Genomic DNA, 26,381 nt, shown 5'->3' with positions numbered 1-26,381 from the left:
CTCGTTAAGCAAGACATCACTTCTGCTAAGGACTCTACGGCGCGAGGCTGGACGCATGAAGACCGTGTGCGTCATCGGGGGAAGCCGTTACTTCGGCCGTGACCTGGTGCTCAACCTGCGGGACGCGGGCGTCGGGGTGACCGTCGTCAACCGAGGCTCCGTCGCCGCGCCGCCCGGGGTCGACCACCTCGTCACCGATCGCGCCGACCTGGCCGGAGCCCTGGGATCGCGGACGTTCGACGTGGTGGTCGACCAGGTCTGCTACACCCCGGCCGACGCGGAATCCGCCATCGAGACGTTCGTCGGCCGCACCGGGCGCTACGTGATGACCTCCACGATCGAGGTCTACGAGCACATCCGGGCGACGGCTCCGCTGCCGGAGTCGGCGGTCGATCCGCACGCGGTCGCGCCGCAGGGCTACGGCGAGGGAAAACGCCAGGCCGAAGCCGTTTTCGCGGCCAGGGCGCCGTTCGACTTCGTCACGGTGCGCTCGGGCCACGTGCTGGGCGGCGAGGACTTCACCGGCAGGCTCGCGCACTACCTCGACCGGGTGCGCGAGGGTCGCCCCGTCGTGGTCCACCAGGAGAACCACCCGTCCTCGTTCATCCACCACCGCGAGATCGCGGAGTTCCTGGGCTGGGCCGCCTTCGCCGACTTCACCGGGCCGGTCAACGCGCGCTCCCACGGCGAGCTGACCGTGTTCGACCTGTGCGAGCACATCCCGGGAGCACCGCGGTTCGAGGTGGGGGAGGACGTGTCGCCTTACGCGTTCGGCCACTACTACGGCATGGACAACAGCCGCGCGAGCGAACTCGGATTCTCCTTCTCCCACACCAAGAACTGGCTGCCGGAAGTGGTCGGCGCATGATCACCCGCAAGCTCGGCGACGTCGAGGTCAGCGCGATCGGGCTCGGTGCCATGCCGTTGTCGATCGAGGGCAGGCCGAGCCGCGAACGCGCTCTCGCCACCGTTCGCGCGGCGCTGGACGCGGGCGTGACGTTGATCGACACGGCCGACTCCTACCACTGGCACGCGGACGAGGTCGGGCACAACGAGGAACTGCTCGCGGGCCTCAAGGGCGTGCTGATCGCGACCAAGGGCGGGCGCGGCAGGCCCGGCGACGGCTCGTGGACGGTCGACGCCTCGCCGGAGCACCTCAAGCGCGCGTGCGAAGGGTCGCTGCGCCGCCTCCGCGTGGACGTGATCGACCTCTACCAACTGCACAAGCCGGACCCGGTCGTGCCCTTCGAGGACTCCCTCGGCGCGCTGGCCGAGCTGCACGCCGAAGGCAAGATCCGCGCGATCGGCCTGTCCAATGTGGACTCCGCGCAGATCCGCCGAGCCCGCGAGCTGCTCGGCTCCACGTTCGTTTCGGTCCAGAACGAGTTCTCGCCGCGAGTCCGCACCTCGGAACCGGAACTCCGGCTGTGCGCGGAGCTGGGACTCGCGTTCCTCCCCTGGAGCCCGCTCGGCGGCATCTCGCGCAGCTCCCTCGACCGCGCGGCCTCGGTACCGGAAGGAACTGAGTTCCACCGCATGGCCAGGGACCTCGGCGTCAGCCCGCAGCGCGTGTGCCTGGCCTGGCTGCTCTCGCTGTCCCCGACGGTGATCCCCATCCCGGGCGCCAGCAGGCCGGGGAGCATCCGCGACTCGGCCGCCGCGTGGGAGCTAGGTTGGGGGAGTGGGCCTGACGAGAAGGAATGTCCTGTGTGGACTGGTGGGAGTGGCGGTGGCGGGCTGCGCCACCCCGGCGAAGCCAGCGGCGGGAACGGGGACCGCCAAACCCGGTGACCCGCTCGTCGGGCTCGGGGAGATCCCGCAGGGCGGCGGCAAGCTCGTCGACGTGCCGGGCGGCGGCCGGTTGCTGGTCGTGCGGACGAGGTCGGGCGAGGTGCGCGCTTTCGACCCGCGCTGCCCGCACACCGGCTCGATCGTCAGCGCGCCCGCCAAGGGGATCGTCGACTGCCCCACCCACGGCAGCACTTTCGACGCCGAAACGGGCGATCTGCGCAAGGGACCGGCGACCAGGGGACTGACCTCGGTACCCGTCCGCGCGGCCGGTGACCGGGTCGTTCTCGGGTGATGTCAGACCTGTCCGTAGGCTTATGACGTGGCCGACCCGTCGACTTACCGCCCCGCCCCGGGAACGATTCCCGAGGCGCCAGGGGTGTACAAGTTCCGCGACTCCACCGGGCGCGTCATCTACGTCGGCAAGGCGAAGAGCCTGCGCAGCCGCCTGTCTTCCTACTTCGCCGACCTCGCGACGCTGCACGCGCGCACCCGGCAGATGGTCACCACCGCGACCTCCGTGGAGTGGACCGTCGTCGGCACCGAGGTCGAGGCGTTGCAGCTGGAGTACTCCTGGATCAAGGAGTTCGACCCGCGCTTCAACGTCCGCTACCGCGACGACAAGTCCTACCCGGTGCTCGCGGTGACGCTGCACGAGGACTTCCCCCGGCTGCACGTCTACCGGGGTCCCCGCAAACGCGGCGTCCGCTACTTCGGCCCCTACGCGCACGCGTGGGCGATCCGCGAGACGGTGGACCTGCTGCTGCGCGTGTTCCCCGCGCGCACCTGCTCCAACGGCGTCTTCAAGCGGCACTCGCAGATGGGGCGCCCCTGCCTGCTCGGCTACATCGACAAGTGCTCCGCGCCGTGTGTCGAGCGTGTCACCGAGCAGCAGCACCGCGACATCGTCGAGGACTTCTGCGACTTCCTCTCCGGCCGCACCGACGCCATGGTGCGCAAGCTGGAGAAGGACATGCAGGCCGCCTCCGACGAGCTGGAGTTCGAACGCGCCGCTCGGCTGCGCGACGACGTGTCCGCGTTGCGCAGAGCCATGGAGAAGCAGGCCGTCGTGCTCGGCGACGGCACTGACGCCGACGTCGTGGCCTTCGCCGAGGACGAGCTGGCCGCCGCCGTACAGGTCTTCCACGTGCGCGGCGGGCGGGTGCGCGGTCAGCGCGGCTGGGTGATCGACAAGGTCGAGGAGGTCGACACCGCCGGGCTGGTCTCGCAGTTCATCACGCAGTTCTACGGCGAGCAGGCCGACCTCGCGGCACAGGCGGACGCGGGTGGCAGTCCCGTGCCGCGCGAGGTCTTGGTGCCCGAACTGCCGGAGGACGCCGAGGCGGTCGCGGACTGGCTGTCGAAGCTGCGCGGTTCCCGCGTGGACCTCCGCGTGCCGCAGCGCGGTGACAAACGCGCGCTCGCGGAGACGGTGGCGCGCAACGCCGCCGAGGCGTTCACCCAGCACAAGCTGCGCCGCGCCGGAGACCTGACCGCGCGCTCCGCTGCCCTCCAGGAGCTCCAGGAGGCGCTGGACCTGGACACCGCGCTGCTGCGCGTGGAGTGCATCGACATCAGCCACGTGCAGGGCAGCGACGTCGTGGCCTCGCTCGTGGTCTTCGAGGACGGGCTCGCGCGCAAGTCCGAGTACCGCCGCTTCGCCATCCGCGAGGCCGCGACCGAGGGCGACGTCGCCTCCATCGCCGAGGTCGTCCGGCGCAGATTCGCCCGCTATAAAGAAGAAACGGCTCAGGAAACGGGCGAACTGCCCGGCATCGACCCGGAAACGGGCAGGCCGAAGCGCTTCGCCTACCCGCCGAACCTGCTGGTCGTGGACGGTGCGGGACCGCAGGCCAATGCCGCAGCCGACGTCCTTGCGGAGCTGGGCGTCACCGACGTGGCCGTCGTCGGGCTGGCCAAGCGCCTCGAAGAGGTGTGGGTGCCCGGCGACCCCGATCCGGTGATCCTGCCCCGCACCAGCGAGGCGCTCTACCTGTTGCAGCGCGTTCGCGACGAGGCTCACCGCTTCGCTGTCTCCTACCACCGGCAGAAGCGGTCGAAGCGGATGACCGCCTCCGCGCTGGACGGGGTCAGCGGGCTCGGCGACGCGCGCAAGGCCGCGCTGCTCAAGCACTTCGGCTCGCTCAAGCGGCTCAAGGCCGCGACCGTCGACCAGATCACCGAGGTGCCCGGCGTGGGACGGCGCACCGCCGAGGCAGTACTCGCCGCGCTTGGCGCGGGCAACGGGGAGGACACGAAGTGAACGACGAGAAGTCCGGCGTCGAGGTCGCGGTGGTCAGCGGCCTGTCCGGGGCGGGCCGCAGCACCGCGGCCAAGTGCCTTGAGGACCTCGGCTGGTTCGTGGTGGACAACCTGCCGCCGGAGCTGGTCTCCACCATGGTCGAGCTGGGCGCCCAGGCGCGCGGCGTGATCACCAAGGTCGCGGTGGTGATGGACGTGCGCAGCCGCGCGTTCACCGACGACCTGGCCTCGGTGATCAAGGACCTGGACGCGCGCGGCTACAAGCCGAAGGTGCTCTTCCTGGAAGCCACCGACGCGGTGCTGATCCGCCGCTTCGAGTCGGTGCGCAGGGGACACCCGCTGCAGGGCGACGGCAGGCTCTCCGACGGCATCTCCGCCGAGCGCAGGATGCTGATGCCGCTGCGCGACGAGGCCGATCTGGTGCTGGACACCACCGGGCTGTCCGTGCACCAGCTGCGCGGCAAGATCGAGGACGCCTTCGGCAGCGAGTCCAGCGCGCGCACCAGGGTCACCGTGCTCTCCTTCGGCTACAAGTACGGCCTGCCGATGGACGCCGACCTGGTGATCGACGTGCGCTTCCTGCCGAACCCGTTCTGGATTCCTGAGCTGCGCGACAACACCGGCCTGGACTCCGAGGTGCGCAACTACGTGCTGAGCCAGGAGGGCGCCGAGGACTTCCTGGACCGCTACCAGGAGCTGCTGCGGCTGATCGGCGCGGGCTACCACCGCGAGGGCAAGCGCTACCTGACGCTGGCCGTCGGCTGCACCGGCGGCAAGCACCGCAGCGTCGCGATGTCCGAGGAGCTGGCCGGGCGGCTGGCGTCCGAGGACGGGATGACGGTCAAGGTCGTGCACCGGGACCTGGGGCGCGAGTGACGCGAGAGTCCACTGTGGACACTCAGGAACGGCCGCCGAGGGTGGTCGCGCTCGGCGGCGGGCACGGCCTCCAGGTGACGCTGGCGGCGCTGCGCCGGATCACCGAGGACGTGACCGCCGTGGTGACCGTCGCCGACGACGGCGGCTCCTCCGGGCGGCTGCGCCGCGAGCTGGGGTTGCTGCCGCCGGGAGACCTGCGCAAGGCGCTCGTCGCGCTCGCCGGTGACTCTCCCGTGTGGGCGGAGGCGTTCCACCACCGCTTCGGCGGCTCCGGCGCGCTCGCCGGGCACGCGGTCGGCAACCTGCTGCTCGCCGGGCTGCTGGAGACCATGGGCGATCCGGTCGCGGTGCTCGACGAGGTCGCGCGCCTGCTCGGCGTGCGCGGGCGCGTGCTGCCGATGTGCCGCGAGCCCATGGACATCGAGGCCGACGTCGTCGGGCTGGACGAGGACCGCGCCGCCGTGCGCCGCATCCGCGGCCAGGTCGCGGTGGCGAGCACGCCCGGCCGGGTGCAGCGCGTGCGGCTGCGCTCCGCCGGTCCCGAGCCGGGGCCCCCGCGCGCGTGCCAGGAGGCGGTCGAAGCCGTGCTGAACGCGGACGTGGTGCTGCTCGGGCCGGGCTCGTGGTTCACCAGCGTGCTGCCGCACCTGCTCGTGCCGGAGCTGCACGACGCGCTCGTGCGCACCGCCGCGCGCCGCGTCGTGGTGCTCAACCTTGTCCCACAACCGGGGGAAACCGAGGGCTTCTCCCCAGAACAACACCTCCAGGTACTTGCCGAACACGCGCCAGGCCTACGGGTGGACGCGGTGATCGCCGATACCGACTCGGTGCCCACGCCAGACCGCCTGCGCCGCGCGGCGTCCTCACTCGGCGGAGCCACCCGCCTCAGCCGGATAGCCCGCGCGGGAGCCCCCGACCGGCACGATCCGGACGCCCTCGCGGACAGCTTCCGCCACGTATTAGGCGTTGGCGACACCTTGAGCCCAGAATTCCCCAGCAGTACGAACGCCCCCGTTCGGGAGGAGGAGACCCCATGGCGATGACCGCGGCGGTCAAGGACGAGCTGAGCCGCTTGTCGGTGACCAAGACCTGTTGTCGGCGGGCCGAGGTCTCCTCGCTGCTGCGCTTCGCGGGCGGCCTGCACATCGTGGCCGGGCGCGTGGTCGTGGAGGCCGAGCTGGACACCGGTGTCGCCGCCCGCAGGCTGCGCAAGGAGATCCACGAGCTGTTCGGCCACAACTCCGACGTGCACGTGATCACCTCCGGCGGGCTGCGCAAGGGCACCCGCTACGTGGTGCGCGTGGTCCGCGACGGCGACGGGCTCGCACGGCAGACCGGCCTGCTCGACCCGCGCGGGCGCCCGGTGCGCGGCCTGCCCGCTCCCGTTGTCTCCGGCGGGGTCTGCGACGCCGAGGCCGCGTGGCGCGGGGCGTTCCTGGCGCACGGTTCGCTGACCGAGCCGGGCCGCTCCTCCGCGCTGGAGGTCACCTGCCCCGGCCCCGAGGCGGCGCTGGCGCTGGTCGGCGCGGCTCGGCGGATGGGCATCCAGGCCAAGTCCCGCGAGGTGCGCGGTGCCGACCGCGTCGTGGTCCGCGACGGCGACTCCATCGGCGCGCTGCTCACCCGGCTCGGCGCGCACTCCAGCGTGCTGGCGTGGGAGGAGCGGCGGATGCGGCGCGAGGTGCGCGCGACGGCGAACCGGCTGGCCAACTTCGACGACGCCAACCTCCGCCGCTCCGCGCGGGCGGCGGTCGCGGCGGCGGCCAGGGTGGAGCGCGCGCTGGACATCCTCGGCCCCGACGCCCCGGACCACCTGGTCGCGGCGGGGCGCCTGCGCCTGGCCCACCGCCAAGCGTCCCTGGAGGAGCTGGGCCAGTTGGCCGAACCCCAGATGACCAAGGACGCGGTGGCCGGTCGTATAAGGCGTCTCCTGGCGATGGCCGACAAGAAGGCCCGCGACCTCTCCATCCCCGACACCGAGTCGGCCGTGACCGCCGACATGCTCGACGCCTGACCGCACTGGCGCCAGGGAAATCCCCGTTTCGTACTCCTAGCGGGAAAGGGAGCGCTCCCATCCACGGCTGGGAGTACGAAACGGGAGAGGCGCGTCCGCGCAGGTGGCTGACTCGATCAAGTTGTGAGCAAGGGCGCTGTGACCAGCGCCTCTGCTCACCGCTAGGGTGACGGTGAACGACCTCAGGTACGACATACCAAGGAGAGGCACCGTGACGGTTCGCGTGGGCGTGAACGGCTTCGGCCGTATTGGGCGCAACTTCTGGCGTGCGGTCCAGGCCAGCGGCCAGGACATCGAGATCGTGGCCTTCAACGACCTCGGTGACGTCGCCACCATGGCCCACCTGCTCAAGTACGACAGCATCCTCGGCCGCCTCAACGGCGAGGTCGCGGTCACCGACGAGGGCATCTCGGTCGACGGCAAGACCATCCGCGCGCTGGCCGAGCGCGACCCGGGCAAGCTGCCCTGGAAGGACCTCGGTGTCGACGTCGTCGTCGAGTCCACCGGCTTCTTCACCAACGCCGACGCCGCGCGCAAGCACGTCGACGAGGGTGGCGCGAAGAAGGTCATCATCTCCGCCCCCGCGAAGAACGAGGACCTCACGGTCGTCTTCGGCGCGAACGAGGGCAAGTACGACGGTTCGCAGACGGTGATCTCCAACGCCTCCTGCACCACCAACTGCCTGGCCCCGATGGCGAAGGTCCTGCACGACACCTTCACCATCGAGAAGGGTCTGATGACCACGATCCACGCGTACACCCAGGACCAGAACCTGCAGGACGCGCCGCACTCCGACCTGCGCCGCGCCCGCGCCGCCGCGCTGAACATCGTGCCCACCAGCACCGGTGCGGCCAAGGCGATCGGCCTGGTGCTGCCGGAGCTCAAGGGCAAGCTGGACGGCTTCGCGCTGCGCGTGCCGATCCCCACGGGCTCGGCCACCGACCTCACCGTCACCCTGGGCCGCGAGACCACGGTCGAGGAGGTCAACGCCGCGGTGAAGGCCGCGGCGGAGGGCCCGCTCAAGGGCGTTCTGCGCTACAGCACCGACCCGATCGTCTCCACCGACATCGTCACCGACCCGGCGTCGTGCATCTTCGACGCGCCGCTGACCAAGGTCATCGGCAACCAGGTGAAGGTCATCGGCTGGTACGACAACGAGTGGGGCTACTCCAACCGCCTCGTCGACCTCGTCTCCCTCGTCGCCTCCAAGCTCTGAGGAACCCACCTTGAAGACCCTGGCTGACCTGCTGGCCGAGGGTGTTGCTGGTCGGCGCGTGCTCGTGCGCGCCGACCTCAACGTTCCCCTCGACGGTTCGAAGATCACCGACGACGGCCGGGTGCGGGCTTCGCTGCCCACCCTGACCAAGCTCACCGAAGCCGGAGCGCGAGTCGTCGTCATCGCGCACCTGGGGCGCCCCAAGGGTTCCCCGGACCCCAAGTTCTCGCTCGCCCCGGTCGCGGCGCGGCTCGGCGAGCTGCTCGGCTCCGAGGTCGCGCTCGTCACCGACTCCGCGCAGTCCACTGTGGACGCTCTGGCGGACGGTCAGGTCGCGCTGCTGGAGAACATCCGCTTCGACGCGCGCGAGACCAGCAAGGACGAGGCCGAGCGCGGCGCGCTCGCCGACGAGCTGGCCGCGCTGGCCGGCTCCGACGGCGCCTACGTCTCCGACGGTTTCGGTGTGGTGCACCGCAAGCAGGCGTCGGTCTACGACGTCGCGAAGCGGCTGCCGCACTACGCGGGCGGCCTGGTGCTGGCCGAGGTCGAGGTGCTGCGCAAGCTCACCACCGACACCGAGCGGCCCTACGTCGTGGTGCTCGGCGGCGCGAAGGTCTCCGACAAGCTCGGCGTCATCGCGAACCTGCTGACCAAGGTCGACCGGCTGCTGGTCGGCGGCGGCATGGCCTACACCTTCCTCAAGGCCCAGGGCCACGAGGTCGGCAAGTCCCTGCTCCAGGCGGACCAGCTGGACCAGGTCCGCGGCTTCCTGGCCGAGGCCGAGAAGCGCGGTGTCGAGCTGGTGCTGCCGGTCGACGTGCTCACCACCACCGAGTTCGCCGCCGACGCCGAGGTCGAGATCGTCGCGGCCGACGCCATCCCGGCCGAGCGCCAGGGCCTGGACATCGGGCCCAAGAGCCGCGAGCTGTTCGCAGCGAAGCTGGCCGACGCGCGCACCGTGTTCTGGAACGGCCCGATGGGCGTCTTCGAGTTCGAGGCGTTCTCCGGCGGGACCCGCGCGGTGGCCGAGGCCCTGGTGAAGTCCGAGGCGTTCAGCGTGGTCGGCGGTGGCGACAGCGCCGCGGCCGTGCGCCAGCTCGGGCTGCCCGAGGACGGCTTCTCGCACATCTCCACCGGCGGTGGTGCGTCGCTGGAGTACCTGGAGGGCAAGGACCTGCCCGGCGTCTCGGTTCTGGAGGACTGACCCGATGGCCCGCAAGCCGCTCATCGCTGGCAACTGGAAGATGAACCTCAACCACTTCGAGGCCATCGCCCTGACGCAGAAGATCGCGTTCTCGCTGCCCGCCAAGTACTTCGACAAGGTCGACGTCGTCACGCTGCCGCCGTTCACCGACATCCGCAGCGTGCAGACGCTGACCGACGGCGACAAGCTGCTCTCGCGCTACGGCGCCCAGGACATCTCCCCGCACGACTCCGGCGCCTACACCGGTGACGTGTCCGGGCCGATGCTGGCCAAGCTCGGCTGCTCGTTCGTGGTGGTCGGGCACTCCGAGCGCCGCGAGTACCACGCCGAGACCGACGAGGTGGTCAACCGCAAGGTGCGCGCCACCCTCAAGCACGGGATGTCGCCCATCCTGTGCGTCGGCGAGCTGCTGGAGGTCCGCGAGGCGGGCACGCACGTGCAGCACTGCACCGACCAGCTCATCGCGGGCCTCAAGGGGCTCAAGGCCGAGCAGGTCAAGGACGTGGTGATCGCCTACGAGCCGGTGTGGGCCATCGGGACGGGCAAGGTGGCAACGGCCGCCGACGCCCAGGAGGTCTGCGGCGCGCTGCGGGCGGCGCTGGCCGAGAAGTACGGCCCGGAGATCTCCTCGGCGGTCCGGGTCCTCTACGGTGGCTCGGTCAAGTCCGGCAACATCAGCGAGCTGATGAAGGGCGAGGACGTCGACGGCGCCCTCGTCGGGGGCGCGAGCCTGGACGGCGAGGAGTTCGCCAAGCTCTGCGCCCTCGCCGCCGGTGGGCCCCTGCCGTAGCGGTGATTGGGGCTTTCGCTTCAATGATTTGAGCCCGGGGGCGGTCATCAGCCCGCGAGCGACCCGGTACCCTGTGATGTCAACCGCTGTACGGCGAGGGTGAGATGCAGCTTTTTCTTCAGATCATGTTGATCGCTTCGAGCGTGGTGCTCATTCTGCTCGTGCTGCTGCACCGTGGGCGCGGAGGCGGTCTGTCCTCCCTGTTCGGCGGTGGCATGCAGTCGAGCCTGTCCGGCTCCAGCGTGGTGGAGAAGAACCTCGACCGGATCACGATCTTCGTGGGCGCGGTCTGGTTGATCTCCATCGTCGGGGTCGGTCTGCTGCTCAAGACGGGCGCATGACGGCGTCGATCTCCGCTGTCGGGGATCGAGTGGCTAACGGGGTCGGGAGTGTGAGGATCGATGGCTGGTGGTAACGCGATCCGCGGCACCAGGGTCGGAGCGGGTCCGATGGGCGAGTCCGAGCGCGGGGAGTCCGCTCCGCGGCGCCGCGTCTCGTACTTCTGCTCCAACGGGCACGAGGTGAAGCCGTCCTTCGCCCTGGAGGCGGAGGAACCGGAGACGTGGGACTGCCCGCGCTGCGGTCTTCCCGCGGGACGGGACTCGCACGAGCCCCCGGCCCCGCCGAGGAACGAGCCGTACAAGACGCATCTGGCGTACGTGAAGGAGCGGCGTTCCGACTCCGACGGCGAGGCCATCCTCGAGGAGGCCCTCGCCAAGCTCCGCCAGCAGCGCGGCGAGTAGCACCGCACGACACGAACAGCGGCCCGGAAGCCTTCCCGCTTCCGGGCCGTTCGCGTGCCGTCGCCGGGTTCGGCGGTCTTCACACCACGAGCCGTGCCAGTGCCAGACATTGGGGTGCGCGACGACGACGTGGTACTCGTCGAATGGCAGTTCGGCCAGCAACCGTCGGATCAGTCCCGGACCTGCGCCGAGCAGCGACGCCGAGGACCAGGCCGCGTTTGCTGACCGTCAGCTCAACGTCTTCAGCGTGGACTGACGTAACCAATGCGGCATTGGGTACGTCTGGCGCCACCAATGTCACATTGGTTCGGTTGCGGGTGGGGACTGCGACGGGGAAGGGGTTAGAGGGCGGCGAAGATGTCGGGGCGGTTGGTGATGATGCCGTCCGCCTTGCGCGCGATGAGGGTGCGCATGAGCTCGGCGGAGTCGACGGTCCACACGTTGACCTTCATCCGGTGCTTGTGCACAGTGGCGACGTACTCGGCGGTCGCGGCGGCGTGCGGCGGGTTGACCTGGTCGGAGTAGCGGGCGATCTCGGCCAGCTCCTCGACCTTGGGGGTGCCGAGCACGCCGAGCACCGCCTTCGGCGCGATCGCCCGGTAGGACTTGATCCACGGCCAGTTGAAGCTCTGCACCTGCGCCCGACCCGGCCATGCCTTGAGCTGCCTGGCGATCTCGCGCTCGATCCCGGGGTACAGCTCGGGCGCCTTCGCCTCCAGCAGCAGGCCGGCCTTGGACGAGGCCAGCGCGCGCAGGAACTCCGTCAGCGTGGGCACGCGCTCGCCCGCGAACTTCGGGTTCTTCCACGAACCGGCGTCCAGCCGCTTGATGTCCGCGAGCGTGAAGTCGGCGATCTTCCACGGCGCCCGCTTCGGGAACACCTGCTCGACATCGGTGGTGCGCGCGAGCGTGGTGTCGTGCAGCAGCACCAGGTGGCCGTCCTTGGTGCGCTGCACGTCGATCTCCACCAGGTCGGCCCCCATGCGCGCGCCGAGGCGCATCGCCGCGAGGGTGTTCTCCGGCGCGTCGTGGGAGGCACCCCGGTGCGCGATGTTGGTGGTCTTCGGGGCGGCCTCGGCGGCGACCGGCGTGCCGAGCAGCGCGGCGACCACCGCGACGAGGACGGTTCGGCGGAGCATGGGTTCTCCAGTCGGTAGCGGGAGCGACCCGGCGATGATTCCCACTGGGACCGACTTCGTCAGCGCGGCGTTTCCGCGACGTCGGCAAACGGCGGCGGGGCGCGGTGTGCGTCCGGTGCCACCGAACGCGCCTCGGCTTGAGCACCAACGGAAGCCCGTGGTCGCGGGTGAAACCGACGAGGTCCGTCGCGTGCTCTAACGGCGCGAACGCCGTGATCGGCACGCCCAGCGCCCGCTTCATCACGACCTTGTCCCTGAAGGCCGCCGCACCCGCCACGTCCTGCCCCGCGATCCCGAGCCGCTCGAACGGCACCACATCGGCGTAGCCGGGCCCGGCGTCGAGGCAGCTCGTGTCGGTGACGAGCACGACCTCCGCGCCGGGGCCCAGCCACGCCGGCTACGGCAGCGTGCTGAGCCGGTAGTTGTTCAGTACCAGGGCCTTCACCGGCTCAGGCCAAGCGGTGGTGTTCAGGCCCTGTCGAGGATCGCCAGCGGGGACCACGCGCCGCCTTCCTCGCTGATCCGGAAGCTGCGGACCTGCTCTCCGGGCAGGGCGCGCTGAGCGCACCCGGTCCAGGTGGTGGCGCTGAGATTGATCTGCGCGCCGCTGTACATGCGGAACTCGGCGTAAACTGTATTGTTGTCCGGCTCCTCGTCACACAGGGCGATTTCCGCCCTGTCTTTGAAGTTCGCGGCGCCAGCCATGTCCCAGCCGTCGTAGATCCTGTCGTCGGTTCTGGCCATCGCCGGAAGTGTGCTCAACAACATCGTGGACAGGGTGAGGAGTGCGACGGTGCCGACCTTGCCTCGCATGCTGCGCATGGTGACCCTTCATGATCGAAAAAGTTGATCGTGCCCGCGTGAAGGTAGGAAGGCTTGTCGCGCTGGTCCAAGGGTTTCATCCTGTGCGCAAACACGAGGGAGTCCGGGTCCGCTCGTGCTGGGCGCAGACTCCCTCGCTCGCCGATCGCTCAGCCGGTCGCCCTGTCGAGGTAGTACGTCGGGGAACAGCCGTCGCCGTCCTCGCACACGTAGAAGCTGCGAATCTGCTTCCCGCTTCCGCGCAATCCTCTTTTTGTGCAATTCGCGGAAAAGTAGTCGTTCCTGAGGCTGAACGTCTCACCGTCGTATGTGGTGAAGTGCCCGTACACGTAGCTGTTGTCCGGCTCTTTGTCGCACACTGCGACCCACGATTCGTGGCCAGGCTCAAAGGCCTGGTGGTTGTGGGCGCTCGCCAAGTCCCAGCCGTGGTACGCCGTCTTCTCGACGTTTTCGGCGGCCGTCGCCGGAAGTGAACTCAGGAGCATCGTGGACAATGTCAGGAGCGTCAGGGTGCCGAACTTTGCTCGCGTGCTGCGCATGGTGATCCTTCGTGATTGAAAGCTGATGGTGCCTGCGCGATAATAGGAAGGTGTGTCGCGCTGGTCCAACGGATTCACACTGTGCGCAAATGCGAGGGGCTCACGCATCGGCGGTCGGGAAGGGGCAGGCCGCTCGGGGCGGGCCTGAAGACTTCCCTGGCGTCGTTCAGTCGCTGGCCCTGTCGAGGTACACCGTCGCGGAGCAGCCGTCGCCGTCCTCGCACACGTAGAAGCTGCGAATCTGCTTTCCGCTTCCCCGCAAACTCCTCGATGCGCAGTTCGACGCCCAGTAGTCGTTCCTGAGGCTGATCTTCTCGCCGTCGAACGTCGTGAAGTATCCCCACACGTAGCTGTTGTCCGGCTCTTTGTCGCATACCGAGACCGACGATTCGTGGCCGTATTCCCAGGAGTAGTAGTTGCTGGCGATCGCGTAGTCCCAGCCGTGGTCCGCTCTCTTGGAGACGGTACCGGCGGTCGTCGCTGGAAGTGAGCCCAGGAGCATCGTTGACTACGTCAGGAGCGTCAGGGTGTCGAACTTCGCTCGCATGCTGCGCATGACGACCTTCCTTGATCGAAAAAGTTTGGGGTGTCCGCGTGAAGGTAGGAAGGCGGGCCACGCCGGTCCAAGGGTTTCACCCTGTGTGTAGTTGTGATCGTTGATCGAATATGAGGAGACGACGTTGTCATTCATATGTTCGGGAACATGAAGAAGCCCCGGCCCGCTCGAAAGCGGACCGGGGCCTTTCCTCGACGAACCTCAGACCAGGCGCGGTGCGAACACTCCGGGCACCTTGGCGGCGGCGGAGCGGTCGAGCATCCACAGCGTGCGCAGCTGGCCGCGTGCTCCGGCGGCGGGCAGTTGGACCTCACCGGCCTCGCCGAGCGCCATGGACACCGCGGCGGCCTTGGCCTCGCCGGTGGTGAGCAGCCAGACCTCGGTGGCGTGCCGGATCGCGGGCAGCGTCAGCGAAATCCGGGTGGGCGGGGGCTTGGGGCAGTTGCGCACCGCGACCACGGTCCGCTCGGTCTCGTAGACAGCGGGCGAGGACGGGAACACCGACGCCACATGGCCTTCGCCGCCCATGCCGAGCATGCACACGTCGAAGGTCGGCACCGGGCCGTGGTCCTCGGGCTGAGCCGCGCGCGCGAGAACTTCCGCGTAGTCGGCCGCGGCGGCCTCGGGGTCGTCGCCGAAGCGCCCATCGCTGGGCTCCATCACGTGCACGCGCGCGGGGTCCACGGGGAGGTGGTCGAGCAGTGCCGCGCGGGCCTGCGTCTCGTTGCGCTCGGGGTCCCCGGCGGGCAGGAATCGCTCGTCGCCCCAGTACATGTCGACCCGCGACCAGTCCACGGCGTCCCGCGCGGGCAGCTCACGCAGCTGTTCGAGCACGGCGATCCCGGTGCCGCCGCCGGTCAGCACCACCGAGGCCGAGCCGCGCGCGGTCTGCGCGTCGACGAGCCTGGTCACCAGCCGCGCCGCGGCGGCCGCCGCGAGCAGTTCGGGGGAGCTGTGCACCACTACCTGCGGTCGGGTCACTCTGGGTCCTCTCGTGCTCATCACCTGGTCGGCCCAATCCTAGAGGCGGCGCATTCGAGGGGCGGCGCTCAGCAGCCCTCGCCCATCGCTCGCGCCAGCTCCTCTGGTCGCAGCGGCGGCTCGGGCAGCGGATGCGCGGCACCGGCTCGCATCCCGTCGAGCAGCAGGCCGAGGTGCCGCCGCCACATCTCGGGTCGCACGGCGCCGACCGCCTCGACCGTCCTGGTGGTTCCCCAGGTCACGAAAGCCATGTCCTCCAAGGTGAAATCGGTCCTGAGCTGGCCGCTCTCCCTGGCGCGCGCGACGATCCGCGACATCAGCTCGTACCCGCGCTGGTAACCCCCGCTGGGCGAAGCCTGCGGGACGCGGCGGGAGACCAGGTCGTTGTAGCCGCGATCAGCCGCCTGGAGTTCGCACACGCGCTCCAGGAAGTGCACGAGCCCGGCCCACGGGTCGTCGAGCGCGAGCGCGTGCTCCGCGAGCCGCGACACGGTCTCCGCCCGGTCCTCGAACACCGCGTCCACCAGGTCCTGGCGGGTGGGGAAGCGGTTGTAGAGCGTCCCGATGCTCACCCCGGCCGCGCGCGCGATCTCCTCCAGCGCCACGTCGATCCCGTGCTGGGCGAACAGCTCCCGCGCGGCGCGGACGAGCTGCTCGCGATTGCGCTGGGCGTCCTTGCGCAGGGGTTTGGGCGTCGTCACGCAGCCCATCCTAGCGAAGTTGAAGGCTGCCTCAACTTATGTGTACTGTCGGCCGTAGTTGAGGGCATCCTCAACTTATTTCACCGGAGGGACACCCCATGACCAGGACACTCGCGATCTTCGGAGCCGGGCCCGTGCTCGGCATGGCGACGGCCCGCCGCTTCGGCCGCGAAGGCTTCCGCGTCGCGCTCGTCGCCAGGACCGCGCGGACGCTCGACGGCCTCGTCGCCGACCTGGCCGAGGAGGGGATCGAGGCGGCCGGGTTCACCGCCGACGTCTACGACCGCGAGCAGATCGCCGCGGCCGTCGAAGCGATCACCGAGCGGTTCGGGCAGCTCGACGCGGTGGCCTTCAACCCAGGGGGCGGCTCCATGGGCGAGGGCATCGCGCCCGCGCTCGACGTCACACCGGAGAACCTCCAGCTGATCCTCGACCGCTTCCTGCTCTCCGGAGTCGCACTCGTGCGGGCCGTGCTCCCCGCGATGGAAGCTCGTGGAGACGGCGCGATCCTGTTCACCGCAGGGCAATCCGGCCTCCACCCGACGCCGTTCCTCGGCAACGCGGGCATGGCTCAGGCCGCGCTGCGCAACTACTTCCACAACCTCAACGCCGCGCTCGCGGATAAGGGCGTCTACGTCGGTGCCGTCAACGTCGGCGCGCTGATCGAGGGCAGCGTCCCGCACCGCGCGCTCACCGCGACGCCGCTGGACTTCGAGCCCGAGGTCATCAGCCCCGAGGTCTTCGCCGAGCACTTCTGGGACCTTTACGCCAAGCGCGACCGCGCCGAGGCGCTGGTGGGCAGCTTCGGGAAGTGAGGGGGTAACACTGGTACTACCCCGGTTCTCCAGCTGGCGTGACTGTTTTCCGCGCACGATCGCGATGGACTTCGGTCATGACAGTTCCAGTGGCCGAAGCTCTCGGGCTCGGCAGGACCTACGGCAGTGGACCGACGGCGGTCACGGCGTTGCGCGGTGTCTCGGCGACCTTCCACCGCGGTGAGTTCGTCGCGATCATGGGGCCGTCCGGCTCCGGCAAGTCCACCCTGGTGCAGTGCCTCGCCGGGCTCGACCGCCCCGACGAGGGCCGTGTGCTCATCGGCGACACCGACATCACGCAGCTTTCCGAGCGGAAGCTGACCGAGCTGCGGCGGGACCGCCTCGGGTTCGTCTTCCAGGCGTTCAACCTGATCCCGACGCTCACCGCGGCCGAGAACATCGCGCTCGGCACGCGGCTGGGCGGTCCCGCCGTCGACCCGGAGTGGCGTGACACCCTCGTGGACGCGCTCGGGCTGCGTGACCGCATGGGCCACCGGCCCGCCGAGCTGTCCGGTGGCCAGCAGCAGCGCGTCGCGGTCGCGCGGGCTCTGGTGCACCGGCCGGAGCTGGTCTTCGCCGACGAGCCGACCGGAAACCTCGATTCCCGCGCGGGCGCTGAGGTCCTGAAGTTCTTCCGCCAAGCCGTTTCCGAGTCCGGGCAGAGCGTGGCCATGGTGACCCACGACCCGCTCGCCGCCGCGTTCGCCGACCGCGTGCTGTTCTTGCGGGACGGCATGATCGCCGACGAGCTGGTCGCGCCGACCAGTGACGGAGTGCTCGCCCGGCTGGTGTCGCGATGATCGTCATGGCGTGGCGGAGCCTGCGCGCGCGTCTGCCGTCGGCGGTCGCGTCCGTGGTGGCGGTGCTGCTGGGCTCCGCGCTGTCCGCGGCGGCGCTCATCGTCGGGCAGTCCGTGGAGCACGCGTCGTCCACAGGCGCGCTGAGCACCTGGGATCTCCGTGATGTCGACTTCGTGGTGAAGCTCTCCGACGAGGTGCGCACGACCTCCGGCCTGGCGCTGCGGCTGCCCGAACAGCCCCGCCTGAAGCCCGCGCAGCTCGACAAGCTGCGATCTGTGCGCGGAGTTCGTTCTGTGACAGGCGAAATCCCGTTCCCTGCCTATGTCGGAGCCGCCGACGCGCCGCACCGCTCGTGGGGGCACCCGTGGAGCACCGCGCTCGCCGAGCCATTCACCCTCGCTGAGGGGCACGAGCCGCGCGCGGACGACGAGGTCGTGCTGAACCGGCTCGACGGCAAGCGTGTCGGCGACACCGTGATGATCACGACGGCGTCGGGGGAGCAGCGGTTCCGCGTGAGTGGAATCGGCTCCTGGCAGGGGAATGAGCACGCCCTGTTCTTCACCGCCTCGGCCGCCGCGCGCATGGGCGGCGAGCCGATCATGGCTTTGCTCCGCGTCGATCCGGGCACGGCTGTGGAGGGCATCCGCGAAGCCCTTCCCGAAGCCGTTGTGCTGCAAGGAGAAGCGAAGGGTCGGGCGTTCGTGCTCGATCCTGCGCAGGCAGGTCTGGCCGCCGGAGCGGGAACGTTCCTCGGCACGATCTCGGTGCTGGCGTTGACGATCGCGGTCTTCACCATTGCCAGCACGCTGTCCGTTTCGGTCATGCAGCGCAGGCGCGAGCTGGCGTTGCTGCGCACGGTTGGCGCGAGCGCTGGGCGCGTCCGGCTGCTCGTGCTCGGCGAGGCCGCGTTCGTCGGCCTGGCGGCGGGAGCGGTCGGCGGCTTGGTGGGCGTCGGGCTCGCCGACCTCGCGCTCAGATTCTTTGTCGCGCAAGGGATGTTGCCCAGTCATGTCGGCGTGGTGCTCAGCGCTGAGCCGTTCCTTGTGGGCGCTGGAGTCGCGGTTGTCGCCGCTGTCACCGCCGGAGTGCTGCCCGCGTGGCGTGCCGCACGTGTTTCGCCGGGCGAGGCGATGCGCACCGCCGACGTCCAGCCCGCCGCGCCGTCGCGCCGTCGGACGGTGTGGGGCTTCGTGCACCTGGTGTTCGCGGTGCTCTGCCTGGTCAGCGGCGTTGTCGTGGGCAACGTCGGCGGGACGGTGGCCACCCGGTCCGCTCCCGTGCTCATGTTCCTCGCCGCGCCCAGCCTCGTGATGGCCGCCGTGCTGTTCGGGCACAAGATCGTCGGCGGAGTCCTTGCGGTGCTCTTTCCGTTGCGCGACAAGGTGTTCGCGGCGTACTACGGTGATCGGGAGATCCGTGGTGACCTCAAGCGCTCCGTCGGTGTCGCCACGCCGTTGATGCTCATGGTGGCGTTCGCGTGCCTGATCCTGTTCCAGGACTCGGCGACCTCCGAGGCGAAGTCCCGCGCCTACGACCAGCGGCTCACCGCTGATGTCGTCGTCACCGGCGCGGAACACCTGGGGCTACCGGCTTCTGTCGTGGAGCAGGTGCGGCGAACACCCGGTGTGCACGCCGCGTCCGCCACCGTTTCCACTGGCCTGCTGCCCTTGGACGGCGATGCTCCGCGCACTGTCGTGGACGCGCTCGGCGTCGACCCGGCGGCCATACCGCTGATGTTCGACCTGCCCGCGCGTTCGGGCGACTGGAAGGACTTCAACGGTGACTCGATCGCGGTCTCGCAGACGATCGCCCAGGACTACCAATGGCAAGCAGGGCAACGGGTTTCGTTCCTCCTGCCGGACGGGACGTCGCACAGTGCGCGGGTTGCGGTGGTCTACGAGTCCGGATCGGTGACCTTCGCGTCGATGATGGTGCCGCGCGACGTCGTCCGGCCACACCTGCTGGAGCCGTTCGACAGCGGTATCTACGTCAGGACCGATGTGCCGGGTGCGCTGGCTGGGCTGAATGCTTTGTCGCGCAACGACCACCTCGCCGACGTGGCGCGACAGAGCAGCGGTGACAACTGGATTCTGTACGCCGTGGTCGCGGTCATCGCAGGTTATGCGGGCATCGCCGCGATCACCGTGCTGACCGGCTCCGCCGCGTCCCGGCGCCGTGGTTTCGTCCTGCTCCGCCTTGCCGGGGCGAGGACCGCGCACGTGGTCGGCGCGGTCGGCTTCGAGGTCGCCGTCACCGTCGTCACCGGTGTCCTGACCGGAAGCGCGGTCGCGGGTGTGGTGCTCACCGGCTACGGCTACGCGCTCACCGGAGACCTCTGGCTGCCGTTCCCCGTTGCGCCGTACCTGCTGGTGTGCGGCGCCGCTGTGGTGGTCGGAGCGCTCGGTGGGCTGCTGCCCGCGCGGATCGCGGCGCGCACGTCCGCCCGCGATCAGCCCTGGAGGTAGGCGAGGACCGCGAGCACCCGGCGGTGGTCGTCCGGGGTCTGTTCGAGCCCGAGCTTGGCGAAGATGCTGTTGACGTGCTTGGCGATCGCCGCGTCGCTGACCGAGAGCACCCGTGCGGCCCCGGCGTTCGTCCGCCCCTGCGCGAGCTGGCCCAGCACCTCCCGCTCGCGCGGGGTGAGCCGGTCCAGCGGCTGCTGGTTCTTCTTGCGCCGCAGCAGGGTGCTGACGACCTCCGGGTCCATCACCGTGCCGCCCTCCGCGACGCGGCGCAGCGAGTCGACGAACTCGGTCACGTCGCCGACGCGGTCCTTCAACAGGTAGCCGATGCCCGCTGTCCCGCTCTCCAGCAGTTCCGTCGCCCTGCGGTGCGCGACGTACTGCGAGAGCACCACCACGGCGGCGCCCGGATGCCGCTCGCGCACGTCGAGCGCGGCCCGCAGGCCCTCTTCGGCGTAGCCGGGCGGCATCCGCACGTCCACCACCGAGACGTCCGGGCGCAGCCGGTCCACGGCCTCGACCAGGCTCGGTCCGTCGCCGACCGCCGCGACCACCTCGTGCCCGAACTGCCCGAGCAGCTGCACGAGTCCTTCCCGGAACAGCACCGCGTCCTCGGCGATCACCACGCGCACGGCAGCTCCATCCTCAGCTCGGTCGGGCCGCCCACCGGGCTCAGCACCGCCAGCTCACCATCTACAGTGGACAACCGGTCGGCGATCGAGGTCAGCTCGCGCACGCCGCCCTTCCCGTTGTCCCACACCGTGATCAAGACCTTGTCGGCGCGTTGGCGGAGTGCGACCCGAGCCAGGTCCGCCTCGCTGTGCCGCACGAGGTTGGCCAGCGCCTCGCTCACGCAGAAGTAGGCCGTCGACTCGATCGTCGGTGGGAGGCGATCGACGGCTTCGGCCCGCACGTCGACCCGCACCGGGCAGCGGTCCGCCAGCTCGTCCAGCGCCGCGACCAGCCCCGCGTCCGTCAGCACCGCCGGGTGGATTCCCCTGACCAGCTCGCGCAGCTCGTCCAGCGCCGCCTTCGCGTCGCCCTGCGCCTTGTCCGCCAGCTCCCGCGCCCGCTCCGGCACCTCGAGGCGCAACAGGCCCAACGTCATGATCAGCGAGAGCAACCGCTGCTGCGCGCCGTCGTGCAGATCACGCTCGATCCGCCGTCGCTCCAGCTCGAAGGCGTCCACCAGCCTCAGCCGCGACGAGCGCACTCGCACCAGCTGCTCGCCCAGCTCGCGTTCCCTCGGCCCCACCAGCACTACCCGCGCGAACGCTGCCCGTCCCCAGGCCACCGCCGTCACCAACGCCGCACCCAAGGCTGCCAGCAGCGCTCCGAGCACCATCACCAGCGCCGTGCCCGCGACCGTGCTTGTGTCGATCCCCGCGACCACGCCCAGCTCAGCGCCCGCGCTCTTCCACAACGGCAGGCCCAGCATCGTCAGCGGCACCGCCACGCACACCACCGCCACCGTCAGGTCGATCGTGCCCAGCGGCAGCAACACCACCCCGTACAGCAACGCCACCCACGTCGACCTCGCCGCGATCAGCTCGCGCAGCGTGTGCCTGGCTCGCGGCTCCGGCGTCACCGTCGGGTCCAGCAGGCGCAGCCTCCTGCGCTCCACCGCGCGCAACGGCACTCCCGCGAACGGCCCCAACGGCAGCAGGCTCACCAGCCACACCACCGCCACCGGCAACGTGCTGCACAGATAGCACACCGCGCGCCACGGCCACTTCACGAACGCCACCCCGCCAGTAAACCGCGCCGAGGTCCAGCAGTCTTCAAGACCAGCAAACCCCCGCTTCAGCCCGCCTTGTCGCGGAGGAGCAGCGTGCCGTAGATGAGTCGCGCCGGGAGGTAGCCGCGTTCGCGCAGTCGTGGGATCAGCTCACGCCCGACGCGCTCCATCTCGGCGTCCATGTCGCGGTCGCCGCGCAGCGTGAGCACGAACGGCATTTGCGTGAAGGGCATGTCGACATCGGAGTCGTCGGCTTCTTCGATGCCGAGGTTGAGGTCGTAGTGGCGTCGTTCGTCGTGCGCTTCGTAGTCGGCGTAGGACTCTGACGAGGGTTCGAAGCGCACTCCGAGGAGTTCACCGAGGTAGGCGACCGCAGTGCCGGTGTCGTCGGGTGAGCCGAAGTACAGCTCCACGTGGTCAGCCAATGTCTAGTCCGCCTTGTCTAGGAGGAGCAGGGTGCCGTAGATGAGTCGCGCCGGGAGGTAGCCGCGTTGGCGCAGTTGTGGGATGAGCTTGCGGCCGATGGCTTCCATCTCGGCGTCCATGTTGCGGTCGCCGCGCAGTGTGAGCACGAACGGCATCTGTGTGAAAGGCATGTCGTCGGCCAGGTCGTCTTCGTCTTCTTCGATGCCGAGGTTGAGGTCGTAGTTGCGCCGTCCGTCGTGCGCTTCGTAGTCGGCGTAGGACTCTGACGAGGGTTCGAAGCGCACTCCGAGGAGTTCGCCGAGGTAGGTGATAGCGGTGGTGTCGTCGACGTCCTGGGGAGTGCCGAAGTACAGCTCCACGTAGTCAGCCACGGGTGCGGTTCCAATCGATCTCGTAGTCGTTGCCCAGAATGCGGACGCGCGCCAGCCGTTCGACTCGCTCGGGAAAGCGGGTCAGGTAGTCCTTCAGTCCCGTGAGCGCTTCCTCGCGCGACAGACCCGAGCGGGAGGCGTCGATGATGATGTTGTTTCCCTGACCTGCGCCCCCCGGCTCGTCCCTTTGCATCTTGGCGATCGCCCTGCCGATGTGCTTGGCCTCGTGCCGAGGGAGCTGAGGCGACGGGCAGAGGGTCTTGAACTCCACGGTGTAGCCGTTGACGGCCGAGTCGGCGGTGCGGGGACTGTTCCTCCTCGGGATGGGGGCGACGCGGTAGGGGTACAGCCGAGCCAGCCAGTTCGCGATGACCCGCTCGTCGTCCTCGAACTTGAAGTCTTGGGGGACAAGGGATTCGTCGACTCGGCCCGGCCAGGTGGAGCGGTCGTCCGTGACCCACGGCGCGGGCTGACGGCGGGGGAGGACGACGGGTGACGTCTCCCCGACCGAGCGGAAGGGCGGAGCGTGCACGGCGGGTTCGACGTAGCGGTAGGTGCGGCCGTCCTCCTCGGCAGCGCCGAGGCACGAGTGCATGTAGTCGCGGGTGACGCGGTGCGTCTCGTGCGCGTGCAGCCGCCCGTTGTCCAGTTCGATCCCGGCCTGGTGGAGTGCGGCGATCGCCTTGTGCAGCAAGGGGTTCGCGGTGGACAGGGTGAGGTGTTCCAGGCGGGGGAGCACGACGTGGCGCAGGTGCTCGCGAGCCTCGGTGAGGTCGTCGAGCGGGAGGCCGTCCACGGCGGACTGCAAGCGGGCGCGGAGTTCGCGGATGGAGGAGGTCATGGCGTCACAGCCCCGAAATCGCTGTGCCCAGGTGCTCCCGCGCCTGGGCGAGCGCCTGCTGGGAGCGGTCGACGGCGGCCTGGGAGTGGACGAGGTGGTCCTTGGCCTTGTCCGGGCGGCGGTCCAGGGACTTCGCCCACGCCGCGCTCAGTTCGGCGTGCACGTCGCCGAGGCGTGCGTGGGCTGAGGCGACCCTGGGCAGTGGAATCTCCTGGTCGACGGCGTGCAGCTCGGCCCGCACCTCTTCGAGTTCGCTCATCGACTCCCCCCCGAGTCCCTCGCGTGCCACTGATGGTCACCCCCGTAACGGCCCGGGGGAAGGTCTTTCGGAGTGCCGAAGCGTCACGTTCGCCCGAAAGGAGCAGAAACACCCGTGGGTGCTCTGGAGAAATGCCAGGCAATCATGGCACGAATCGACTTTTTCCGTAGTGGCAAGGAAAATCGGGCGCGACGTGGGGAAAGGGGGTGAAATCTGTGCCGCCGCCGCAAGATGGCACGGAATGGGGGAGAAAAAGAGGGCGCCCACCGGAGTGGACGCCCTCTCGCGTTACTTCTTGGCCTTCGCCTTGGCCGGTTTGGCCTTCTTGGGTTTGGCCGGTTCCGGGGAATCGGCCTCCGCCGCTGGAGCGGGCTCGGGCTTCTTCGCCTTCACCGCGGCCTTGGCGGCGGGCTTCCTCGGGGCCGCGCGACCGCGGACCACCTTGGGCAGCGCCCGCAGCGTCTCCTCGTAGGTCTCGTCGGGGTCGAGCCGACGCAGCTCCTCGGCGAGGCAGTCGCGGACCGGGCGCCGTTGCAGCGCGACGCGGCGGTCGGGCTGGCCGGGCTGGTCGAGCGTGCCGACCTTGCCGTCGGGGCGGATCAGCTCGACGTTGCCGGAGCGCCGCTCCAGCACCGCGGAGACGATGCCCTGGCCGGAGCTGGCCTTGGTGCGGGTCACCGCGATCTTCAGCCGCGCCGACAGCCACGCCGCGAGCAGGTCCGTCGACGGCGAGTCGGCCTCGCCGGAGACGGTGGCCGCGGTGACCTTCTCGTAGGGCGGCAGGTCCAGCGCGGCGGCCAGCAGGGCCCGCCACGAGGTCAGCCGCGTCCACGCCAGATCGGTGTCACCGTCCACATAGGACTCGCGACGCTGGTCGAGCGCCTTGATCGGGTTGCGCTCGGCGGCGGCGTCGGTGATCCGGCGCTGGGCCAGCGCGCCGATCGGGTCCTGGGACGGGTTCTCCGGGGACTCGAACGGCCACCACGCCACCACGGGCGCGTCGGGCAGCAGCAGCGGCACCACGCAGCCCGCGCCCTCGTCGGCCAGCGGGCCGTAGAGCCGCAGCACCACGACCTCGCTCGCGCCCGCGTCGCCGCCGACCCGGACCTGGGCGTCCAGGCGGGCCGCGGCCTTGCGGGCGCCGCGGGCCAGCACGATCACCCGGCACGGGTGCTCGCGGCTGGCGTCGTTGGCCGCGTCGATGGCCTCCTCGGTGCGCGCGCCGTCGTCGGTGACGATGACCAGGGTGAGCACCCGGCCCAGCGCCACCGCTCCGCCCTGCTCGCGCAGCTCGACCAGCTTCTTGTTGACCTGCGAGGTCGTGGTCGAGGGAAGGTCGATGATCATGGCCGCCTCCTGCGCTCATGCGGGACACCCGCACCCGGTCGGCATCCACGAGAGCGGGCATTGTGACTCATGGCCGCCTCCAGTGCCTGCCCGTGCGGGCCATCATCGCGTCAGCCGACGCGGGACCCCACGTGCCTGCCTTGTACTCCTCGGGACGGCCCTTCGCGGCCCAGTGCTTGAGCACCGGGTCGAGGATCTTCCAGGACAGCTCGACCTCGTCGTTCATCGGGAACAGCGAGGGCTCGCCGAGCAGCACGTCCAGCAGCAGCCGCTCGTAGGCCTCCGGCGAGGACTCGGTGAACGCGTGCCCGTAGCCGAAGTCCATGGTCACGTCGCGGATCTGCATCGCGGTGCCGGGCACCTTGGAGCCGAAGCGCAGCGTGATGCCCTCGTCCGGCTGGACGCGGATCACCAGGGCGTTCTCGCCGAGCTCCTCGGTGGCCGTGGAGTCGAACGGCAGGTGCGGAGCGCGCTTGAACACCACCGCGATCTCGGTGACGCGGCGGCCCAACCGCTTGCCGGTGCGCAGGTAGAACGGCACCCCGGCCCAGCGGCGGGTGTTCACCTCCAGCTCGACCGCGGCGAAGGTCTCCGTGACCGAGTCGGGGGCGAAGCCGCCCTCCTCCAGCAGACCGGGCACCTTCTGCCCGCCCTGCCAGCCGCCGGTGTACTGCCCGCGCGCCGTGGTCTCGTCGATCGGTCCCGCCGGGCGGGTCGCCGAGAGCACCTTGACCTTCTCCGCCCGCAACGCCGCCGGGTCGAAGGAGACGGGCTCCTCCATCGCGGTCAGCGCCAGCAGCTGGAGCAGGTGGTTCTGGATCACATCGCGCGCCGCGCCGATGCCGTCGTAGTAGCCCGCGCGCCCGCCGAGGCCGATGTCCTCGGCCATGGTGATCTGCACGTGGTCGACGTAGTTGGAGTTCCAGATCGGCTCGAACAGCTGGTTCGCGAAGCGCAGCGCCAGGATGTTCTGGACCGTCTCCTTGCCGAGGTAGTGGTCGATGCGGAACACCGAGTCCTCGGGGAAGACCTCGTTCACCACGCGGTTGAGGTCCTTGGCCGTGGCCAGATCCGAACCGAACGGCTTCTCGATCACCACGCGGCGCCACTGGTCCGGGTTCTGCGCCGACAGCCCGGAGCGGGCCAGCTGGCGGCAGACCGCCGGGAACGCGCCCGGCGGGATGGACAGGTAGAACGCGTGGTTGCCACCGGTGCCCCGGACCCGGTCCAGGTCGCCGATGGTCTCCACCAGGCTGTCGAAGGCCGCGTCGTCGTCGAAGCTGCCCTGCACGAAGCGGCAGCCCTCGGCGAGCCGGTCCCAGACCTCCTGCCGGAACGGCGTGCGGGCGTGCTGCTTGACCGCCTCGTACACCACCTGTTCGAAGTCCTGGTCGGCCCACTCCCGCCGGGCGAAGCCGGTGAGCGCGAAGCCCGGCGGCAGCAGCCCGCGGTTGGCCAGGTCGTAGATCGCCGGCATCAGCTTCTTGCGGCTGAGGTCACCGGTCACGCCGAAGATCACCAGGCCGCAGGGCCCGGCGATCCTGGGCAGTCGCTTGTCCCGCTCGTCGCGCAGCGGGTTGCGCCAGCTCTTGGCACTCACAGCGAGTCCTGCACCGCCTTCACCAGGTGGACCAGGCCCTCTGCCCGGTCGGTGAGGTGCAGGCGCAGCACCGGACGACCGTGCTCGGCGA

At 69.9% G+C, this 26,381-nt stretch carries 29 protein-coding genes; 15 read left to right on the top strand and 14 right to left on the bottom strand.

Translation table 11 applies throughout. The features are described from left to right. Positions 1-55 precede the first annotated feature (55 nt). From CCN37_RS09740 to CCN37_RS09685, 12 genes are all read left to right on the top strand, one after another. Positions 56-868 carry an NAD-dependent epimerase/dehydratase family protein gene (locus CCN37_RS09740; protein ID WP_086820380.1) on the top strand — a complete coding sequence of 271 codons (813 nt, stop codon included), beginning with the start codon at positions 56-58 and terminating at the stop codon, positions 866-868. After that, positions 865-1,791 carry an aldo/keto reductase gene (locus tag CCN37_RS09735; RefSeq protein WP_086820379.1) on the top strand — a complete coding sequence of 309 codons (927 nt, stop codon included), beginning with the start codon at positions 865-867 and terminating at the stop codon, positions 1,789-1,791. Before CCN37_RS09740 ends, CCN37_RS09735 begins: the two co-directional genes overlap by 4 nt. Beyond that, a complete protein-coding gene (locus CCN37_RS09730) occupies positions 1,730-2,083 on the top strand; it encodes a Rieske (2Fe-2S) protein (protein WP_246842920.1) in 354 nt (117 codons plus the stop codon). The genes CCN37_RS09735 and CCN37_RS09730 overlap by 62 nt, the downstream gene beginning before the upstream one ends. Before the next feature lie 27 nt (positions 2,084-2,110). Beyond that, positions 2,111-4,051, top strand: coding sequence for an excinuclease ABC subunit UvrC (gene uvrC / locus CCN37_RS09725; RefSeq protein WP_086820378.1), 1,941 nt, complete (start codon positions 2,111-2,113; stop codon positions 4,049-4,051). Beyond that, a complete protein-coding gene (gene rapZ, locus CCN37_RS09720) occupies positions 4,048-4,926 on the top strand; it encodes an RNase adapter RapZ (protein WP_086820377.1) in 879 nt (292 codons plus the stop codon). Before uvrC ends, rapZ begins: the two co-directional genes overlap by 4 nt. A 14-nt stretch (positions 4,927-4,940) precedes the next feature. Beyond that, a complete protein-coding gene (gene yvcK, locus CCN37_RS09715) occupies positions 4,941-5,969 on the top strand; it encodes a uridine diphosphate-N-acetylglucosamine-binding protein YvcK (protein ID WP_246842919.1) in 1,029 nt (342 codons plus the stop codon). Then, on the top strand, positions 5,960-6,940 hold the full coding sequence (whiA, locus tag CCN37_RS09710) for a DNA-binding protein WhiA (protein WP_086820375.1): 981 nt from the start codon (positions 5,960-5,962) through the stop codon (positions 6,938-6,940). Before yvcK ends, whiA begins: the two co-directional genes overlap by 10 nt. Before the next feature lie 211 nt (positions 6,941-7,151). Further along, entirely contained in the window at positions 7,152-8,156 is a 1,005-nt protein-coding gene (gene gap / locus CCN37_RS09705; protein ID WP_086820374.1) for a type I glyceraldehyde-3-phosphate dehydrogenase, read from the top strand. Positions 8,157-8,166: 10 nt separating this feature from the next. After that, on the top strand, positions 8,167-9,360 hold the full coding sequence (gene pgk, locus CCN37_RS09700; RefSeq protein ID WP_086820373.1) for a phosphoglycerate kinase: 1,194 nt from the start codon (positions 8,167-8,169) through the stop codon (positions 9,358-9,360). A gap of 4 nt (positions 9,361-9,364) precedes the next feature. Further along, on the top strand, positions 9,365-10,150 hold the full coding sequence (gene tpiA / locus CCN37_RS09695) for a triose-phosphate isomerase (RefSeq protein ID WP_086820372.1): 786 nt from the start codon (positions 9,365-9,367) through the stop codon (positions 10,148-10,150). Between the two features lie 104 nt (positions 10,151-10,254). Next, on the top strand, positions 10,255-10,491 hold the full coding sequence (gene secG, locus CCN37_RS09690) for a preprotein translocase subunit SecG (protein WP_086820371.1): 237 nt from the start codon (positions 10,255-10,257) through the stop codon (positions 10,489-10,491). A gap of 60 nt (positions 10,492-10,551) precedes the next feature. After that, complete coding sequence (locus CCN37_RS09685) at positions 10,552-10,893, top strand: RNA polymerase-binding protein RbpA (protein WP_086820370.1); 342 nt, start codon at positions 10,552-10,554, stop codon at positions 10,891-10,893. A gap of 341 nt (positions 10,894-11,234) precedes the next feature. On the opposite strand, the gene CCN37_RS09680 is transcribed toward CCN37_RS09685, so the two are convergent. From CCN37_RS09680 to CCN37_RS09655, 6 genes are all read right to left on the bottom strand, one after another. After that, a complete protein-coding gene (locus CCN37_RS09680) occupies positions 11,235-12,032 on the bottom strand; it encodes a glycerophosphodiester phosphodiesterase family protein (protein ID WP_086820369.1) in 798 nt (265 codons plus the stop codon). Between the two features lie 468 nt (positions 12,033-12,500). Next, positions 12,501-12,854 carry a hypothetical protein gene (locus tag CCN37_RS09675; RefSeq protein WP_086820368.1) on the bottom strand — a complete coding sequence of 118 codons (354 nt, stop codon included), beginning with the start codon at positions 12,852-12,854 and terminating at the stop codon, positions 12,501-12,503. Between the two features lie 149 nt (positions 12,855-13,003). Further along, complete coding sequence (locus CCN37_RS09670) at positions 13,004-13,462, bottom strand: hypothetical protein (protein ID WP_143261534.1); 459 nt, start codon at positions 13,460-13,462, stop codon at positions 13,004-13,006. Between the two features lie 97 nt (positions 13,463-13,559). After that, positions 13,560-13,895 (bottom strand): hypothetical protein, encoded by a 336-nt coding sequence (locus tag CCN37_RS09665; RefSeq protein ID WP_086820366.1) that lies wholly within the window; start codon positions 13,893-13,895, stop codon positions 13,560-13,562. 255 nt (positions 13,896-14,150) lie between these two features. Then, positions 14,151-14,930: a 6-phosphogluconolactonase gene (gene pgl / locus CCN37_RS09660; RefSeq protein WP_086820365.1), complete on the bottom strand. Its 780-nt coding sequence runs from the start codon at positions 14,928-14,930 to the stop codon at positions 14,151-14,153. Positions 14,931-14,998: 68 nt separating this feature from the next. Continuing rightward, complete coding sequence (locus CCN37_RS09655; RefSeq protein WP_246842918.1) at positions 14,999-15,631, bottom strand: TetR/AcrR family transcriptional regulator; 633 nt, start codon at positions 15,629-15,631, stop codon at positions 14,999-15,001. Positions 15,632-15,729: 98 nt separating this feature from the next. Between CCN37_RS09655 and CCN37_RS09650 the strand changes: the two genes are divergently transcribed. From CCN37_RS09650 to CCN37_RS09640, 3 genes are all read left to right on the top strand, one after another. After that, positions 15,730-16,446 (top strand): SDR family oxidoreductase, encoded by a 717-nt coding sequence (locus CCN37_RS09650; RefSeq protein ID WP_086820363.1) that lies wholly within the window; start codon positions 15,730-15,732, stop codon positions 16,444-16,446. A gap of 77 nt (positions 16,447-16,523) precedes the next feature. Continuing rightward, positions 16,524-17,246: an ABC transporter ATP-binding protein gene (locus tag CCN37_RS09645; RefSeq protein WP_086820362.1), complete on the top strand. Its 723-nt coding sequence runs from the start codon at positions 16,524-16,526 to the stop codon at positions 17,244-17,246. After that, positions 17,243-19,711, top strand: a complete 2,469-nt coding sequence (locus tag CCN37_RS09640; RefSeq protein ID WP_086820361.1) for an FtsX-like permease family protein — start codon at positions 17,243-17,245, stop codon at positions 19,709-19,711. The genes CCN37_RS09645 and CCN37_RS09640 overlap by 4 nt, the downstream gene beginning before the upstream one ends. On the opposite strand, the gene CCN37_RS09635 is transcribed toward CCN37_RS09640, so the two are convergent. The 8 genes from CCN37_RS09635 to zwf form a co-directional block, all read right to left on the bottom strand. Then, positions 19,696-20,340 carry a response regulator transcription factor gene (locus CCN37_RS09635; RefSeq protein WP_086820360.1) on the bottom strand — a complete coding sequence of 215 codons (645 nt, stop codon included), beginning with the start codon at positions 20,338-20,340 and terminating at the stop codon, positions 19,696-19,698. The genes CCN37_RS09640 and CCN37_RS09635 overlap by 16 nt on opposite strands. After that, a complete protein-coding gene (locus tag CCN37_RS09630) occupies positions 20,328-21,455 on the bottom strand; it encodes a sensor histidine kinase (RefSeq protein WP_086820359.1) in 1,128 nt (375 codons plus the stop codon). Before CCN37_RS09630 ends, CCN37_RS09635 begins: the two co-directional genes overlap by 13 nt. A 56-nt stretch (positions 21,456-21,511) precedes the next feature. Then, the gene (locus CCN37_RS09625; RefSeq protein WP_143261533.1) at positions 21,512-21,871 is read right to left on the bottom strand and encodes a hypothetical protein; all 360 of its coding nucleotides are present in this window, start codon (positions 21,869-21,871) and stop codon (positions 21,512-21,514) included. Between the two features lie 3 nt (positions 21,872-21,874). Then, positions 21,875-22,243, bottom strand: coding sequence for a hypothetical protein (locus CCN37_RS09620; protein WP_086820357.1), 369 nt, complete (start codon positions 22,241-22,243; stop codon positions 21,875-21,877). Beyond that, positions 22,236-23,084, bottom strand: coding sequence for a hypothetical protein (locus CCN37_RS09615; protein ID WP_086820356.1), 849 nt, complete (start codon positions 23,082-23,084; stop codon positions 22,236-22,238). The genes CCN37_RS09620 and CCN37_RS09615 overlap by 8 nt, the downstream gene beginning before the upstream one ends. 4 nt (positions 23,085-23,088) lie before the next feature. Continuing rightward, complete coding sequence (locus CCN37_RS09610; RefSeq protein ID WP_086820355.1) at positions 23,089-23,343, bottom strand: hypothetical protein; 255 nt, start codon at positions 23,341-23,343, stop codon at positions 23,089-23,091. Positions 23,344-23,631: 288 nt separating this feature from the next. Continuing rightward, positions 23,632-24,690: a glucose-6-phosphate dehydrogenase assembly protein OpcA gene (gene opcA / locus CCN37_RS09605; protein ID WP_143261532.1), complete on the bottom strand. Its 1,059-nt coding sequence runs from the start codon at positions 24,688-24,690 to the stop codon at positions 23,632-23,634. Between the two features lie 67 nt (positions 24,691-24,757). After that, positions 24,758-26,290: a glucose-6-phosphate dehydrogenase gene (zwf, locus tag CCN37_RS09600; RefSeq protein ID WP_086820354.1), complete on the bottom strand. Its 1,533-nt coding sequence runs from the start codon at positions 26,288-26,290 to the stop codon at positions 24,758-24,760. Between the last annotated feature and the right edge of the window lie 91 nt (positions 26,291-26,381).

The sequence above is a fragment of the Allokutzneria sp. NRRL B-24872 genome (assembly GCF_002155965.1).
Classification (GTDB): Bacteria; Actinomycetota; Actinomycetes; order Mycobacteriales; family Pseudonocardiaceae; genus Allokutzneria.
This window is presented reverse-complemented; position numbering and strand designations above follow the sequence as displayed.

Excerpts from the sequence above, each read along its gene's own strand:
- whiA (WP_086820375.1), top strand. The coding sequence starts at position 5,960 with ATGGCGATGACCGCGGCGGTCAAGGACGAGCTGAGCCGCTTGTCGGTG.
- opcA (WP_143261532.1), bottom strand. The coding sequence starts at position 24,690 with ATGATCATCGACCTTCCCTCGACCACGACCTCGCAGGTCAACAAGAAG.
- secG (WP_086820371.1), top strand. The coding sequence starts at position 10,255 with ATGCAGCTTTTTCTTCAGATCATGTTGATCGCTTCGAGCGTGGTGCTC.
- CCN37_RS09615 (WP_086820356.1), bottom strand. The coding sequence starts at position 23,084 with ATGACCTCCTCCATCCGCGAACTCCGCGCCCGCTTGCAGTCCGCCGTG.
- CCN37_RS09610 (WP_086820355.1), bottom strand. The coding sequence starts at position 23,343 with ATGAGCGAACTCGAAGAGGTGCGGGCCGAGCTGCACGCCGTCGACCAG.
- tpiA (WP_086820372.1), top strand. The coding sequence starts at position 9,365 with ATGGCCCGCAAGCCGCTCATCGCTGGCAACTGGAAGATGAACCTCAAC.
- CCN37_RS09665 (WP_086820366.1), bottom strand. The coding sequence starts at position 13,895 with ATGCTCCTGGGCTCACTTCCAGCGACGACCGCCGGTACCGTCTCCAAG.
- CCN37_RS09645 (WP_086820362.1), top strand. The coding sequence starts at position 16,524 with ATGACAGTTCCAGTGGCCGAAGCTCTCGGGCTCGGCAGGACCTACGGC.
- CCN37_RS09735 (WP_086820379.1), top strand. The coding sequence starts at position 865 with ATGATCACCCGCAAGCTCGGCGACGTCGAGGTCAGCGCGATCGGGCTC.
- CCN37_RS09675 (WP_086820368.1), bottom strand. The coding sequence starts at position 12,854 with ATGCGCAGCATGCGAGGCAAGGTCGGCACCGTCGCACTCCTCACCCTG.
- CCN37_RS09640 (WP_086820361.1), top strand. The coding sequence starts at position 17,243 with ATGATCGTCATGGCGTGGCGGAGCCTGCGCGCGCGTCTGCCGTCGGCG.
- CCN37_RS09740 (WP_086820380.1), top strand. The coding sequence starts at position 56 with ATGAAGACCGTGTGCGTCATCGGGGGAAGCCGTTACTTCGGCCGTGAC.
- CCN37_RS09650 (WP_086820363.1), top strand. The coding sequence starts at position 15,730 with ATGACCAGGACACTCGCGATCTTCGGAGCCGGGCCCGTGCTCGGCATG.
- CCN37_RS09680 (WP_086820369.1), bottom strand. The coding sequence starts at position 12,032 with ATGCTCCGCCGAACCGTCCTCGTCGCGGTGGTCGCCGCGCTGCTCGGC.
- CCN37_RS09685 (WP_086820370.1), top strand. The coding sequence starts at position 10,552 with ATGGCTGGTGGTAACGCGATCCGCGGCACCAGGGTCGGAGCGGGTCCG.